Source organism: Pseudoflavonifractor sp. (genome assembly GCF_050943825.1).
Classification (GTDB): domain Bacteria; phylum Bacillota; class Clostridia; order Oscillospirales; family Oscillospiraceae; genus Pseudoflavonifractor.
This window is the reverse complement of the sequence record NZ_JBMNPX010000001.1, coordinates 504203-520084: the sequence shown is the minus strand read 5'-3', so window position 1 is coordinate 520084 and position 15882 is coordinate 504203. Positions and strand designations below refer to the sequence as shown.

Here is a 15882-nt window from a genome sequence, read left to right as displayed (position 1 = left end):
CAGGTGCCCGTCTTTCCTGCGGAACCTCTTGAAATTCAGTCACTTTTCCAGTATAATATAACAGATTGAACCAAGACCGAAGCGGTCTGCTATGATATCACAGGAAAGCGTGAGAGATTTGAAGTACGATTTTGCCAGCATTGAGCCCAAGTGGCAGAAGAAATGGGCGGAGGAGAACACCTTCCACTGCGAGAACCACAGCGACAAGCCCAAGTTCTACGGCCTGGTTGAGTTCCCCTATCCCTCCGGCCAGGGCCTCCACGTGGGCCACACCCGCCCCTATACCGCCATGGACGTGGTGGCCCGCAAGCGCCGCATGGACGGGTACAACGTGCTCTTCCCCATGGGATATGACGCCTTCGGCCTGCCCACCGAGAACTACGCCATCAAGAACCACATCCACCCCGCCAAGGTGACCCACGACAACATCGAGAACTTCACCAAGCAGCTCCACATGCTGGGTTACTCCTTCGACTGGGACCGGGTCATCAACACCACCGACCCCAGCTACTACAAGTGGACCCAGTGGATCTTCCTCCAGCTGTGGAAGAAGGGCCTGGCCTATAAGTCCACCATGCCCGTCAACTGGTGCACCTCCTGCAAGTGCGTGCTGGCCAACGAGGAGGTCGTGGACGGCGTGTGCGAGCGCTGCGGCTCCCCCGTCATCCGCAAGGAGAAGAGCCAGTGGATGCTCAAGATCACCGAGTACGCCCAGCGCCTCATCGACGACCTGGACGACCTGGACTTCATCGAGCGGGTCAAGACCCAGCAGAAGAACTGGATCGGCCGCTCCACCGGCGCTGAGGTGACCTTCAAGGCCACCACCGGCGAGGACATCGTGGTGTTCACCACCCGGCCCGACACCCTCTTCGGCGCCACCTATATGGTTCTCTCTCCCGAGCATGCTCTGGTGAAGGGCTGGCTGGAGAACGGCAAGCTGAACAACGCCGACGAGGTGAAGGCCTATCAGGCCGCTGCCGCCTCCAAGTCCGACCTGGAGCGCACCGAGCTGAACAAGGAGAAGACCGGCGTGTGCCTGGACGGCGTGAAGGGCATCAACCCGGTCAACGGCAAGGAGATCCCCATCTTCATCTCCGACTATGTCCTGGCCACCTACGGCACCGGCGCCATCATGGCCGTACCTGCTCACGACGACCGCGACTGGGAGTTTGCCAAGAAGTTCGGCTGCGAGATCATCGAGGTGGTCTCCGGCGGCGAGGACGTGCAGCAGGCCGCCTTCACCGCCAAGGACGAGACCGGCATTCTGGTCAACTCCGAGTTCCTCAACGGCCTGACCGTCAAGGACGCCATCCCCGTCATCACCAAGTGGCTGGAGGAGAAGGGCATCGGCGCGGCCAAGGTCAACTACAAGCTGCGCGACTGGGTGTTCTCCCGTCAGCGTTACTGGGGCGAGCCCATCCCCATGGTGTACTGCGAGAAGTGCGGCTGGCAGCCCCTGCCCGAGGACCAGCTGCCCCTGCTCCTGCCCGACGTGGATTCCTACGAGCCCACCGACGACGGTGAGTCCCCCATCAGCAAGATGACCGACTGGGTCAACACCACCTGCCCCCACTGCGGCGGCCCTGCCAAGCGTGAGACCGACACCATGCCCCAGTGGGCCGGCTCCAGCTGGTACTTCCTGCGCTATATGGACCCCCACAACGACAAGGCCCTGGCTTCCAAGGAGGCTCTGGAGTACTGGAGCCCCGTGGACTGGTACAACGGCGGCATGGAGCACACCACCCTCCACCTGCTGTACAGCCGGTTCTGGCACAAGTTCCTCTACGACATTGGCGTGGTTCCCACCAAGGAGCCCTACCAGAAGCGCACCTCCCACGGCATGATCCTGGGTGAGGGCGGCGAGAAGATGTCCAAGAGCCGCGGCAACGTGGTCAACCCCAACGACGTGGTGGCCCAGTACGGCGCCGACACCATGCGCACCTATATCATGTTCATCGGTGACTTCGAGAAGGCCGCCTCCTGGAGCGACAACGCCGTCAAGGGCTGCAAGCGCTTCCTGGACCGCGTCTGGAACCTGTCCGAGAATCTGACCGACAGCATGGATTACTCCGCTGCCAACGAGAGCGCCATCCACAAGACCATCAAGAAGGTGTCCGACGACATCGAGGCCATGAAGTTCAACACCGCCATCGCCGCTCTCATGGCCCTGGTCAACGACTTCTATGCCAACGGCTGCTCCAAGGGCGACTACGCCGCCCTGCTGCTCATGCTGTCCCCCTTCGCGCCCCACATGGTGGAGGAACTGTGGGAGACCCTGGGCTACGCTGCCCAGCGCGGCGGCATGGCCTGCCAGCAGTCCTGGCCCGCCTACGACGAGAGCAAGACCATCGACGCCCAGGTGCAGATGGCCGTCCAGGTGTGCGGCAAGCTCCGCGCCACCATCACCGTGCCCATGGACAGCGACGAGGCCACCGTGGTGGCTGAGGCCCTCAAGGATCCTAAGGTCCAGAAGTTCACCGAGGGCAAGAACCTGGTCAAGACCATCCTGGTGCCCAACAAGCTGGTCAACCTGATCGCCAAGTAAGATGAGAGGTATTCATCATATTTCCCTCAGGGCCCCGGGCGCCGGGGCCTTTGAGCGGGTGCTGGACTTTTATCAGAATGTGCTGGAGTGCCCTCTGGTCCGCCGTTGGGGCCAGGGGGACGGTCAGGGCGCCATGCTGGACCTGGGCAACACCCTGCTGGAGGTGATGGCCAACGGTTCGGAGGAGCGGCTGGGCCTGTTCGCCCATATTGCCTTTGCCACAGAGGACGTGGATGGGATGATTGCGCGGGTGCGGGCGGCGGGCTGCCCGGTGCCTGTGGAGCCAAAGGACGCGAACCTGGGCGGCGATTACCCCATCCGTATCGCCTTCTGCGCCGGACCGGCGGGGGAGGAGCTGGAGTTTTTTCAGGAGCGATGAGCAGGGGAAGTTCAAGGAAATTTTTTCCCTTTAAAAGATCTCCTTGACAAGACGCTGAATTTTTCATATAATACTACTGTTAAAGCCATATCTAGTAGGCGCAACCGCCTATGCCTGTGGCCCTTTCGTGGCAGACAGGTCTGCCGCGTCGGAGGGAGGGGAAATCAATGTCGGAAGTCCGTGTGAAAGAGGGCGAGTCCCTGGAGAACGCCCTGAAGCGTTTCAAGCGCAGCTGCGCCAAGTCGGGCGTCCTGGCCGAGGTGCGTAAGCGCGAGTGCTATGAGAGTCCGAGCGTCAAGCGCCGCAAGAAGTCCGAGGCCGCGCGCAAGAACCGCAAGAAATTCTACTAAGAATTAAAACCCCGCAGCCGGTTGGCTGCGGGGTTTTTGCTGTCACAGGGCTGAAAAGCGGCGTATCAATTCCACTGCATCGGTGCACACTGTGTGGGAGGTGATGCACGATGAAGCGGGAATATAACGATATGTACGCCCTTTTCCGCCACGAGCCGGGCGCAGAGGAGTACTTCAACCATCTGCCCAGCTATCTTCAGGACCGGATCCGGCCCCGCTACCAGATGGTGAATTCCTTCTCCACGCTGGAGGACTGCGCAAATCGGTTCCGTGGGCTGGAATGAATAGAAGGAGCGGGCGGGGACGCGCCCAAATGCGTCAGATCTCACAATTGAAAAATCCATCCTGTGCTCTATAATGGGTAGAGCCTCATTTGAGGCTCTACCCATTTGTATTTACAGCGTTGAGCAGGGAGCCAGGTGTGTGATGGAAAAGACAGTGACAAAACCCAGAATGTCCGGCGGCCGGGAGAATAACATCCTCCTGCTGACAGGGCCGATTTTTGTGGAGCTGCTGCTCCAGATGCTGGTGGGCAACGCGGACCAGATTATGGTGGGCTGGGTGGACCCCAACGGCGTGGGCGCCATCGGCAACGCCAACCAGGTGACCAATCTGCTGCTGCTGGTGTTCTCCGTGGTGTGTACTGCCTCCATGATCCTTATCTCCCAGTATATCGGTGCGCGGGACACCAGAAGCGTCAACGAGACCTACACCGTGTCTCTCTTCACCAACATCGTCTTTGGCGTGGCGGTAAGCCTGATTCTGGTGCTGGGCTGCGGGCCCATCTTCCGGCTCATGGGCGTCCACGAGGAGATTTTTGAAAAGACCTGCCTCTATATGCGCATCATCGGCGCGGGCATGGTGTTCCAGTCGGTGTATCTGACCTTCACCGCCTTCTTCCGCTCCAGTCAGATGATGAAGGAGACCATGGTTATCTCCGTGTTCATGAACTGCCTGAATATCGCGGGCAACTACATCCTCATCAACGGCGTGGGCCCACTGCCCGCCCTGGGGATCGCCGGCGCGGCCATCTCCAGCGGCCTGAGCCGCCTGGTGGGTGTGGTCATCATCGCCGTGCTCTTCCGGAAGAAATTCGGCCCGGTGATCCGATTCTCCCAGCTGCGGCCCTTCCCCAAGGACCAGCTGCGGCGGCTGCTCCGTATCGGCGTGCCCGCCGGCGGCGAGTCGGTGAGCTATAACATGTCCCAGATCTGCATCCAGACCGTGTGCAACCGCTTCGCCACCTATGTGGTGAATACCCGGGTGTACGCCAACATCTTCGCCAACGTCACCTACATGTTCGGCTCAGCCATGAGCCAGGCCTGTCAGGTGGTGGCCGCCCGGCTCATGGGCGCGGAGAAGGTGGAGGAGACCAACAAACAGGTGTACCGCACCGTCATCTTCTCCCTGATTATCTCTGGTACGGTGTCTGTACTGTTGTTTTTGGTCTGTGAGCCGGTATACAGCCTCTTCACCACTGACCCCCAGGTGCTGAAGCTGGCCAAGACCATCATGCTCATCGAAATTCCCCTGGAGCTGGGCCGCGCGGTGAACATGACCATGTGCCGGGCGCTCCAGGCCTGCGGAGATATCCGGTTCCCCATCGGTATCTGCATCCTCGGAGCGTGGTTTGTGGCCGTGGGCGGCAGCTGGCTGCTGGGCGTGGTGTTTGAGATGGGGCTGGCAGGGCTGTGGATCGCCATGGCGGCGGATGAGTGTATGCGAGCCTGCCTCTTCCTCTGGCGTTGGCACAGCCGCGCCTGGGTGAACAAGCGCCTGCTGGCTGGATGATATGGAAAATATGATACAGGATACAAAAGAGAAAAGCAGAACTATATCACTCTGATACAGCGTGATAAAGCTATAAGGTATAGGAATTAGGACTAAATAAAAAAATGAGCCATCTGCCCTGTGCAGATGGCTCATTTTTTAGTAAAAAAACAGTGCCGATTATTCCAGAATAAATGCTGAATATTCAAGGAAGAGGAGAAGGAAATATAGTAATATTGTGGAAAGCGCAGGAGATGAAATGCGCTGAATTCAAAAGGAGAGGAGCAGACGTCAAAAAGGAATAGCAGAAAAATGAATTAAATTGCACCAGCATGAGTGGTCAAATGGCTCATAAAAGGAGAGAAGGAAATGAGAAAGATACGAAAAGCGCTTGCGCTTATGCTCGCGGCGGCGCTGTTGTCCGGACTGATTTCTATTCCCGCTGCCGCAGCCGATGGACCGCAGGTTTATGCGGACGAAGACACTGTGGTGATTAAAGAAGCAAATTATGAGGTGCACATTCAGCTGGATGGATTCCGCTATGGCTTTTACAGGCCGGATGGCACTGTGATAGCGGAGCCCCATAACATATCCGGCATCTCCTTCGGCCCTGCGGGTGGTGAACCCAGCCTGGCAGAATCGGCCGTCTATGAGGGAGAGCAGGATGGAAGCCACCTGTTTACTGTGGTGAACACAGCGGGGGACAGCGCCAAGGTGGAGCTGATCCCCAGTGAAACCTACCTCCAGATGAAGATTACCCCCGAAGAAGGTGAGCCGGAGGAAACCAATGGCTATCTGACGGTGCCCACAGGAGCGGGGTGCCTGGCTACCATTGGTCCGGAACTGGAGGAAGGAAGTCAGACTATCTCCATGGATATCCGAGCTGCCAAACAGCTAGCCTCCAGCGGAAGCGGCATCGTGCTGGGATACAAGGAAGATGGCAGTATGATCCACGCGCGCCTGAGAGTGGGTATAAAAGATGGCGCAGAGGACAACTCCCTGCAGCTCTATGAAAAGGTGAGAGATGGTAAGCTGACTCTGATAGGTGAAGAACATGTTGCTTTTGGGACAGACTGGATCACTTTTAAAGCAGAGGTGAATGGCAGCAAGCTGACTCTGACAGTGGGAGAGACTGTCATGGAGCATGAATTCAGCTATCCCATTACCGGCGCTGTGGGTGTCCGTACCTATGATGACCGGGTGGATGTTGACAATGTGTCCATCACCGGCACCGTAGGCGGCGAGGACTACTCCAAGTCCTGGGACTTTGAAAACGGTATGCCGGATGATGTCAGAATTCTCTCCGGAGATTGGTCGGTGGAGGGCGGCAGCGCGCCCAGTGAGCCGAAGGAGAGTCTGTACGTCATCGATGCCCGCACCAAGGGCATTGACCCGGTCTACGGCATGGGCGATTTCGGCTCCCAGGCCAATGACTACGATGACATGGGCTCTGACGGGCGTGTGAAAGCCAGAGATACCGCCAATGTGTTCGGTCTTACGCGCATGAGCGGCGATATAAGCGGCTCCGGCAAGGACTGGGACGCGGTCTCCAACCGTGGCTCCTGCAAGCGCTTTGTCTCCACCTTCGCCGTGTTCCCCAGCCAGGGTATGGCAGAGGTGCTGATTGAGGAGGGGGCCAAGCGGGTGGCCTTCACCGCGGACCAGAACCTCCAGGGCGTATTCTCTGAGCCCTGTGTGGACCGGCTGTACTACTTCTTCGGCCCCACCATGGAGCAGATTTACGCCGATTATCAGGCTGTGCGGGTGAAGGAGGGCTATCCCGACACCCTGCCCAATTCCCAGATGTTCGAGCTGGGTTGGGAGGCCTACGGCGCCCTGGGATGGAACGCCTACCAGAGCTCTGTTATGGAGAGCATCCAGGGCTATCTGGACCGTGGCTACCCCATCGGCTGGGCGGTTATCGGCTCCGGATTCTGGAAGGGAGACCGGAAGAACGCCAATCAGGGTATCACCACCAGCTTCGGTATGTGGGACGATGTGGAGACGCCGCGCAGTGACGGGCTTCCCAATCCCCGTTTCCCCGATGTGGAAGGAATGATGAAGTTCTTTGAGGAGAACGATGTAGCCGTAATTCTGGGCCTGCGGAACAATTTCAAGGCCACAAAGGAGGACGGCGGCAACCATAACGACGAGAACAACGGACCCTTCATGCAGTATGCTGTGGAGCATGACTACCTGATGAAGAACCCCGACGGCAGCCTGCGTACCGTGACCCGGGGAGACTTCCCGGCAAAGGGCGCGTATTACCTGCTGGACAGCCGGAATGAGGAGGCTGTGAACTGGTATGTGGAGCAGGCCCGGCTGTGGGGCGTGGACGGATTCAAAGAGGACGCCATGCTCTATGAGGACACTTGGGACGACGGCAAGTGGAATGTGATCAATGAGGCACTGGTGGATGACGGAAATCTGATCATTGTCCGCAATACCGCCTACTCCATTCCCGGCGACCTGATCCGTATCAACGACTCCTACTACGGTACTGGAAAGGACTACCACCACGACCCGGACCGGATGCCCATCAACCTTCTGAACTTCGCGGCCTCCGGTGCGCCCAACACCTACCCCGACATCATCGGCGGCACACCTACCGAGAATATCAAGGACCCCTCTTTCCAGAAGTATGTGGTGCGCAACGCCCAGTTCGCGGCCCTCTGCCCCTCACTGTCTATGGGACGCCGGGTCTGGGATATGGAGAACCCGGAGTACGAGCAGAATGTCAAGGACGCCATCGACTGGCATACCACCTACATGCCCTACATTTACAGCGCTGCGGTGGACAGCTATGAGACCGGCTATCCTTACACCATGACGCCCCTCTACATCGCCTATCCCGATGACGAGAACACCTATGAGATGATCAGCCGGGAGAAGCGGCAGTATCAGTGGATGATTGGTCAGTCCCTGATGGCCGCGCCTCAGTTTGGCTGCGACTTTGAAGATGTAGACAGCCGGGACGTCTATCTGCCCGAGGGTACCTGGCTGGACTACAACTCCGGCGAGGTGTATCAGGGCCCCACCACCCTGAAGGACTATCCTCACCCCCTGGATGAGATGCCTGTCTTTGTGGGCGGCAAGGGCATCCTGGTGGGGCGTGATCCTGAGAACCTGAACCAGATGTTCGGCGAGGTGTTCCCCATCTCTGCCAAGGGGACCAGCTATACCTACACCCATACGGATGGAAAAACAGAATCCACCATTACCAACAACGCAGACGGCTGGGCCTCCTCCACTTTGGAGGTTTGGGATACCACCGACAATGTTCAGGTGAAGTTTACCCGTATGGAAAACGGCGCTTTCCGGTTCGACTTTACACCGGGCCATGACTATGAAATCAAAGGCGGCGAGGGTACCGGTGTTATCGACCGGGCCCGGCTGAGCGCTGCCAGCAGCCAGCTGATCAAGGGCGACACCACCCAGCTGACTGTGACTGCCACCGATGATGCGGGCGCGGACATTGCCCTCACTGGGGAAGAGATTCAGTGGATTGTCACACCGGAGGACGCTGCCGAGGTTGACGGGAACGTGCTGACAGCCAAGCAGGCCGGCGACGTGACCGTGGCGGCGGATGTGACTGTGGGCGGCGTTACGGTCCGTACCAACGAGATTACGATCCAAGTGGAGGACGTCTCCATTGCTATTCTCAGCCCCGACAAGGCCATCAGCGAGAGTACGGCGGTCAGCGACAGCTTTGACAATGGGCTGATTCAGTGGACGGGGTCCGGAGCTGGTGAGCTGTACACTGTGGAGAATGGAAAGCTCCATTACAGCAATGCCACCAACAACACCAATGCGGCTGCCGGAACCATCGTCTGTTCCTATTCTAAGAGCGGTGATGTAACCGTCGAGGTGGATGTGACAACCCCTGCAAACATGCCCTCCAAGAAGACCATGGGCATTGTGCTGCGCTATCAGGCATATGAGCATCACTATATTCTCGGCTACAGCCCCGATATGGGATTCCGCTATATCAAGAGAAATACGGGAGGAAAAACAGACTCCTATACTGTACCCGATACAGACGGTGCACTGAAGCCCAACACAACCTATCATTTCAAAGCCCAGGCCATCGGAGATATGTTCTACCTCTACGTGGATGGGAACCTGGTGCTGGAGTACCAGGATACGGCGCCCAAGGACCCCGTGTTTACCAGCGGCCTGAGCGGCTTCTACACGCTGGGTATGGATGCTGACTATGACAACTTCAGCTGTACAGAGGCCGAGCCCTTCCCCTTCACCGTCAGCGGCACGGCCAACAGCGGCACCCAGGTGCGGCTGACCCTCGACGGCAAAACAGCGACAGTCCCTGTTGAAAACGGCGCCTTTACATGGGAGGTGACCGAACCTATGGAGAACGGCAGCTATCCGCTGACGGCGGAACTGCTGGATGCCTCCGGTGAGGTGATCGGCCGCGCAGAACAGGAGATCAAGGTGGAGATCAAGGTTCAGATTCCCTCCTTCGGAGAGCAGCGCTTCCTCATGGAGCTGGACGGCTTCCCCGGCAGCTACGCGGTGGTGACTCTGCCTGAGAACTATGAGGAGGGCGGCACCTACCCTGTGCTCTTCGAGTACACCGGCAACTACTGGCCCACCAGCGGCAGCACCGGAAAGGTGGAGGATGCGGCTCTGGGCTACGGCATCACCAGGGGACAGGACGTTATCTGGGTCGCCCTGCCCTATGTGGGCGAGAACGGCGGCAATGAGATTACCTGGTGGGGCGACGTGGACAAGACCGTGGCCTTCGCCAAGGAGGCGGTGGAGAAGGTCTGCACCGAGTACGGCGGCGACCGGGATAACCTGTTCCTCTGCGGCTTCTCCCGGGGCGCCATCGGCGTCAACTTCCTGGGCCTGGCCGACGACGAGATTGCCGGTCTATGGAAGGGCCTGATGTCCTTTGACCACTATGACGGCGTGCGTGAGTGGCCCGGTGAGGACTGGGGCAGCCCGCTGGAGGAGTACCGCGCCGAGGCCAAGGAGCGGCTGAAGCGCATTGACGGGAAGAGCGTGCTGATCGTCCAGAACCCCGACACCAGTGATATCAAGGAGTATCTGAGCGAGGTATACCCCGACGGCAACGACAGCTTCACCTTCCTGGACGTCCCCATGGAGGAGCTGTTTGAGATCCCCAACGACGACTTCATCCATCCCCACAACGACAAGTGGGTCTATTTTGACAATGAGTACAGCGACTTTGTGCGTACCTGGCTGTTCAGCCAGTTCGACGACGAGGTAGACCCTCTGCCCAATCCCAACGACGGAGCTTGCGTCACCAGTCTGGCCGACCGACAGGTGATCCAGCGTGACCCGGAGAAGAAGATCGCTCAGGTGACCTTCACCGGCACATGGGCGGGCGACAGGCCCGACAGCATCCAGATTGCGGTGGAGCCCTACGGCGGCGGTGCCGCGCTGGTGGACTGGCAGGATGTGACGGTGGGCGGAATGGGCAGCTGGAGCCATACCATGACAGTGCCTCAGGGCGGCTGGTATCAGCTGGCGGTCCGCACCGTAAAGGGCGACGTCTATGGCGAGCCGGAGTATTCCGACCGCTGGGGCGTGGGCATCAATCTGCTGCTCATCGGTCAGTCCAACATGCAGGGCGCTGGCATGCCCGGCGAGGGCGAGTCCTATGTGGTGGCGGATGACCGGGCCTCTACCTTCCTGAACGAGACCTGGGACCACCTGGAGGACCCCTATGGCAGCGGCGACAACAGCATCTGCGGCAACGGTGACAAGCCCACCGGCTCCATGGCTCCCGCACTGGCCAACGCCCTGATCGAGGCCTACGATGTGCCTGTGGGCATTATCCCCGCGGCCAAGAGCGGCGCCGGTCTGGCCTATGACGCAAAGTACCTGTACTGGACGGGCGATGCGGAGCATCCCGGCCGCAATCCTGAGAACCCCGCAGACCGTTCCACCCTCTACGGCAACTCCATCTACCGGGCCTGGGAGGCCGGCGGCTGCGAGTACATCGTGATGAACGGTGGCGAGCACGACGTCTCTCTCAAGCGCACTGGCGAGGAGTTCAAACAGGATCTGGAGACCCTGATCGGCTATTACAGACAGGATCTGCCCGGCGTGCCGTTTATCTACTGCCAGCTGGGCGCCTGCAAGTCCGGCAGCTGGGATTCCCCGGAGTACGATGAGAGCATCACCGGTATCCGGAACGCCATGTGGGAGGTCAACGATCCCGACAACGGCGTCTATGTGGCCGCTGTGGAGCAGGGCCTGCCCCAGCGTGAGGACAATATCCACTACACCCTCCAGTCCCAGGCAATCATCGGTGCCCGGGTGGCCCATGTGATTGAGTACATCCTGGGGGATGAGACCTATTACCTGCCGCCCACCATCAGCGGCGCGGCTTTCGCAGATGAATCCGGAACTCTGATTGATATCCAGGTGGCACACAGCGGCGGAACCGATCTGGTGGGCACCGGCAGCTTTACCGGCTTTGAGGTGTTTGCTGACGGCGTGGCCCAGACAGTGGAATCCGTAGTCAGACTGGATGGCGACACCCTGCGCCTTACCCTGAGCGAGGCGGCGGAGGGGAACGTTACCCTGCGGTACTTCTACGGCACCAGACCGGATATGTCCAATCTGGTGACTGACAATTCCTCCATGGGTCTGGCGCTGAACAGCACTCCGGGTGAGTTTGAAGTAGCGGCCTATGAGAGCGTACCCGGCGTTCCCATGTACAGCGTTGTCATCGAGGCGGAGCACGGCAAGGTGACTGCAACACCCAAACTGGCTTATCCGGGGCGTCAGGTGACCCTCTCCGTGTCCCCTGACCAGGGTTATGAGGTGGCGTCCATTGTGGTCACCGACCTCCGGGGGAATGAAATCCCCGTGTCCGACTATCGATTCACCATGCCCAACGGTACGGCCAAGGTGACCGTGACCTTCCGGAAGATAGCAGGTACAGATGTCTTCACCGATGTGAAGGAGGGCGCATGGTACTATGACGCCGTAATGGAGCTCTGTGAACAGGGTATCCTGACCGGTGTGGGCGGTGGAATGTTTGCACCCGGTGACGGTGTGACCCGCGCTACCGTGTGGACAGTCCTGGCACGGATGGAGGGCGTGGATACCTCCGGCGGAGAGAACTGGTATGCCGCGGCGCAGAAGTGGGCCATGGATAACGGTATCTCCGACGGCACCGCGCCTGACGGGGCCATCACCCGGGAGCAGCTGGCAGTTATGCTGTACCGTTACAGCGGCAGTCCCAAGTGCTCCGGCAGCCTGAACGACTACCCGGATGGAGCCCTTGTCTCCAGCTGGGCCGAGGACGGAATGGTCTGGGCGGTGCAGAGCGGCCTGCTCAAGGGCGGGGACGGCGGCAAGCTGCTGCCTCAGTCCGGTGCGACACGGGCCGAGCTGGCAGTGATGCTCCAGCGATTCCAGGCAGAAGAGAACCGATAACAGAAAAAACATCCCCCGCGCAGTAATCACTGCGCAGGGGATGTTTTTTCTTAGAGAGAAGGGACAAAGGGGGAACCAATGCTGCCTGAGCCGGTGAGCACGGCATCAGCCGACAGGATTACCACCGGCCGGACGCCCCATTCGTCGGCGGCGTCCCGCATATAGAAGTACCCGTCGGTGCCCAGAATGCGCACCATGGAGCCATTGTTGAAATAGGGGGTATCCATCCAGCAGGGGGAGCCCGAGAGCAGACCTGCCCTGGACAGGGAGGACATCAGGCCGATGTCAGGCAGGCGGACGGTGTCGGTGCAGTCCATGGCCACTGCCTCCTCCATGCCCCGGTCGCTGTACGCCGGAACGTGGAAGGCAAAGAAGTCATTAAAGCCGGAGTCGGCCAGCTCACGGTCTATGATGGATAGGAGTACCCGGTGGCTGCCTGTCACCAGCATCTCCTGTTCCGACTGGTCAAAGGCGGAGGTGAGGAAGTCGCCGTTGAGCCACTCACGCAGGTCGGAGTCACTCCATCGGCTGCTGCCAAAGTCCCCGTCCTGGTCAAAGGCACGGCTATCCACCGCGTCCACAGCCAGGAGCAGCCAGCTGCCGTCCTTCTGCTGCTCCGCCGCCTGCCACAGAAGAGGCTCGCCCTCCCAGGTACCCAGCTGGACGTAGGCGCCGGTTTCCAGCGTGTCGTGGGATAGCTGTGTCCGTATCATGGAAATTCCGGCGGGCACGGCCAGCAGCAGGCAGAGCACCCCGGCGGTGCTGCATGCCAGCACGGCGGCGGGGCGTCGCACCCGTTCTGCCGTGGAAAGACGGTATCCCAGCCAGGCCAGCACCAGCAGGAGCAGCAGGTCGATGAACTGGGCGAAGGCGAACATGTGCTTTGCCAGGTCGCCCTCGCCGTTGGTGACCGTGGGCATGAGGAACTGGTAGGCCATGGAGCCCAGCACGGTGAGCACCAGCAGGGCGGCGGAGAGCTTGTCCCGTCCCGTGCCCTTCCGGCCCGCAACGGCCCGCCACAGGGCCCAGCAGCCGGCGGCCATGATGAGCCCGGCAGCCATCCAGGTGTTGACAGGCAGCTGGCCCCGCAGCCAGCTCCAGCCGCCGAAACGGCCAGCAAAGGTGAGCCGGGGGTGGGTGTCATCCAGATTGGAGAGGTAGTAGGGCCGGATAAAGCCGGTATGGGCCATGGCCACGTCCAGCTTTTCCAGGTAGTAGCCCGGATGGGAGAGGTAGAAGAACAACAGGTCAAACTTGGATACCTGGGAGAAGTCCTCTTTGAACTGTTCGCTCTCCCGGGCGGGAGCCACCCGGTCCATGTAGTAGTTGGAGTTGGCGTACTCTGCCATGTACTCCGGCAAGCCCAGGTCGGAGAGATACTGCTCAGTCTGCTCCGGGGTGGTGTCCTTGAGGACGCCGTAGAACACGGCGTTATAGTTTGTTTCGTAGTCCATCCAGCTGGGGAGAGAGAGGTACACCGCTCCCAACACAGCCACGCAGGCCACAACGCCGCCGCACAGCCACTTCCGGTATTTCTGCTCCGCCCGGAGAAAGAGAACCGCCCCCATGCCCAGGGCGCACAGGGCGGCCACCGGCAGGTTGATGAACTTGCTCCAGCCGTACACCACACAGGAGAGGAAGTACCAGCCTGCGTTCCAGCCCAGTCTGCCACGACCCGTCAGCAGCCGCAGGCCAAAGACTGCCATGGCCAGCAGGCCCAGCATCTGCACGGGCTCGCTGTACAGGGAGTTGAAGTAGGTGATGTACCCCTCGTCGCACAGGACAAAAAGGATGGCCAGCTTTACCAGCAGGTCGCACCACAGGGAGGGCAGACGGAAGGAGCGGAACAGCAGGAGCAGCAGCCCCGTGTAACAGAGCAGATAGATGAGGCCCAGCACCTGGATGTGGTAGGTGTCAAGGCTCTGGCCGGTGAGCACGTTGAGAGCCAGGTTTCCCGCCAGGGAGGCCCGGACAAACACCAGGTGGATGGAAGGGTAGGCGGCGGTGTTGTCCAGGTTGAAGAGCAGATTCCACAGCTTCTCACCGGCGGAATCTCCCTGAAAGACCATGCGGAAGGTGTCCTCATACACAAAGGAGCCGGTGCTCTCCGCGTAGTCCAGGGAGTTGGTGCTCAGCACCCGGCCGAAGTCTCCACTGTTGGATAAGCCCGCCCCGCCGCCGGTGAAGAGCACCAGGGTCATGATGACTGCCGCCAGCGCGGCCAGCAGGAGGGGACCAAACCGGTCGTAGAATTGTGCCGCCCGTGGGGCAAAAGGCTGTCTCTTCATACGTCACCTCGCTGAAAATGGGGATGCTGGAGGGTCACAGGACCGCCTTCAGGCCGGAGAGGAGGCCCTCCACGTCGGAAGGCTGGGTGGCAAAGGAGGTGACCAGCCGGATGGCTGTGTGGCCTGCATCCTGGCGGGCCCACACCTCGTAGGTGCACAGCTTGTCCAGCACGGGGAGCAGGCTGTCGGGCACCACGGGGAATACCATGTTGCTGGCCGAGCGGGAGGCCATGGGCAGGCCCAGAGCTTCCAGGCCGGACTGGAGGGACTGGGCCATATCCACCGCGTGACGGGCGATGGTCCAGTAGAGTCCGTCCTCCAGCAGAGTCTGGAACTGAAGGCCCAGCAGCCAGCCCTTGGCCAGCACGCCGCCCCGCTGCTTTTTAATGCGGAAGAAGCCCTCCTGAAGGGCGGGGTTGACGATGACCAGAGCCTCGCCCATGAGGGCGCCGTTCTTGGTGCCGCCGATGTAGAACGCATCGGTAAGGCGGGCCAGGTCGGGGAGGGTCAGGTCGTTCTCCGCCGCGCCGAAGGCGGCCCCCAGCCGGGCGCCGTCCAGGAACAGGAGGAGGTTGTTGGCCTTGCAGCAGGAGGAAAGGGCCTCCAGCTCGGCCAGCGTGTACACCGCGCCGGTCTCGGTGGCGTCGGAGATATACACCAGGCGGGGGAGGGTCAGGTGCTCGTCGGCCGCGGCCTCCACCAGGGGGAGAATGAGCTCAGGGGTCAGCTTTCCGTCAGGCGCGGCGACGGCCTGAACCAGCTTGTGGCCGGTGGCCTCCACCGCGCCGGCCTCGTGGCCGTTGACGTGGCCGGTGTGGGCGCAGATCACGCTCTCCCAGGGGCGGAGGAAGGCGGCGATGGCGGTGAAGTTGGTCTGGGTGCCGCCGATAAGGAACTGGACGTCCGCCCCGGGACAGCGGCACAGGTCCTTGATGAGCCGGGCGGCATTGGCGCAGTAGTCGTCAGCGCCGTAGCCGATAACGTGCTCGTCGTTGTGGGCGGCAATGGCGGCGAGGACGGCGGGATGGGCGGCCTCAGAGTAGTCGTTGCGGAAATTGTACATGTTCATTCACCTCATAACAAAGGGGCCGCAGGCCGCCCCGAAAGCCGGGGAGG

8 protein-coding genes are annotated in these 15882 nt (G+C 60.4%); 6 read left to right on the top strand and 2 right to left on the bottom strand.

All coding sequences use genetic code 11. The annotated features are described in order from the left end of the window. The first annotated feature begins 91 nt into the window (after positions 1 to 91). From leuS to ACOX7T_RS02325, 6 genes are all read left to right on the top strand, one after another. Entirely contained in the window at positions 92 to 2545 is a 2454-nt protein-coding gene (gene leuS / locus ACOX7T_RS02350) for a leucine--tRNA ligase (RefSeq protein WP_433439519.1), read from the top strand. 1 nt (position 2546) lies between these two features. Further along, entirely contained in the window at positions 2547 to 2924 is a 378-nt protein-coding gene (locus tag ACOX7T_RS02345; RefSeq protein WP_433439517.1) for a VOC family protein, read from the top strand. A gap of 167 nt (positions 2925 to 3091) precedes the next feature. After that, a complete protein-coding gene (gene rpsU, locus ACOX7T_RS02340; RefSeq protein WP_294520882.1) occupies positions 3092 to 3274 on the top strand; it encodes a 30S ribosomal protein S21 in 183 nt (60 codons plus the stop codon). Between the two features lie 110 nt (positions 3275 to 3384). Continuing rightward, complete coding sequence (locus ACOX7T_RS02335; RefSeq protein WP_433439515.1) at positions 3385 to 3558, top strand: hypothetical protein; 174 nt, start codon at positions 3385 to 3387, stop codon at positions 3556 to 3558. Between the two features lie 142 nt (positions 3559 to 3700). Further along, the gene (locus ACOX7T_RS02330) at positions 3701 to 5065 is read left to right on the top strand and encodes an MATE family efflux transporter (RefSeq protein WP_433439583.1); all 1365 of its coding nucleotides are present in this window, start codon (positions 3701 to 3703) and stop codon (positions 5063 to 5065) included. Positions 5066 to 5413: 348 nt separating this feature from the next. Then, entirely contained in the window at positions 5414 to 12478 is a 7065-nt protein-coding gene (locus ACOX7T_RS02325; protein ID WP_433439513.1) for an S-layer homology domain-containing protein, read from the top strand. Between the two features lie 50 nt (positions 12479 to 12528). Here ACOX7T_RS02325 and ACOX7T_RS02320 read toward each other — a convergent pair whose 3' ends face one another. Both ACOX7T_RS02320 and ACOX7T_RS02315 read right to left on the bottom strand, forming a co-directional pair. Beyond that, a complete protein-coding gene (locus ACOX7T_RS02320) occupies positions 12529 to 14766 on the bottom strand; it encodes a DUF6273 domain-containing protein (RefSeq protein WP_433439511.1) in 2238 nt (745 codons plus the stop codon). 34 nt (positions 14767 to 14800) lie between these two features. Then, positions 14801 to 15829, bottom strand: coding sequence for a threonine aldolase family protein (locus tag ACOX7T_RS02315; RefSeq protein WP_433439510.1), 1029 nt, complete (start codon positions 15827 to 15829; stop codon positions 14801 to 14803). Positions 15830 to 15882: the final 53 nt, after the last annotated feature.

Coding starts and splice junctions, on each gene's coding strand:
- ACOX7T_RS02325 (WP_433439513.1), top strand. CDS start 5,414: ATGAGAAAGATACGAAAAGCGCTTGCGCTTATGCTCGCGGCGGCGCTG.
- ACOX7T_RS02320 (WP_433439511.1), bottom strand. CDS start 14,766: ATGAAGAGACAGCCTTTTGCCCCACGGGCGGCACAATTCTACGACCGG.
- ACOX7T_RS02345 (WP_433439517.1), top strand. CDS start 2,547: ATGAGAGGTATTCATCATATTTCCCTCAGGGCCCCGGGCGCCGGGGCC.
- ACOX7T_RS02330 (WP_433439583.1), top strand. CDS start 3,701: ATGGAAAAGACAGTGACAAAACCCAGAATGTCCGGCGGCCGGGAGAAT.
- ACOX7T_RS02335 (WP_433439515.1), top strand. CDS start 3,385: ATGAAGCGGGAATATAACGATATGTACGCCCTTTTCCGCCACGAGCCG.
- leuS (WP_433439519.1), top strand. CDS start 92: ATGATATCACAGGAAAGCGTGAGAGATTTGAAGTACGATTTTGCCAGC.
- ACOX7T_RS02315 (WP_433439510.1), bottom strand. CDS start 15,829: ATGTACAATTTCCGCAACGACTACTCTGAGGCCGCCCATCCCGCCGTC.
- rpsU (WP_294520882.1), top strand. CDS start 3,092: ATGTCGGAAGTCCGTGTGAAAGAGGGCGAGTCCCTGGAGAACGCCCTG.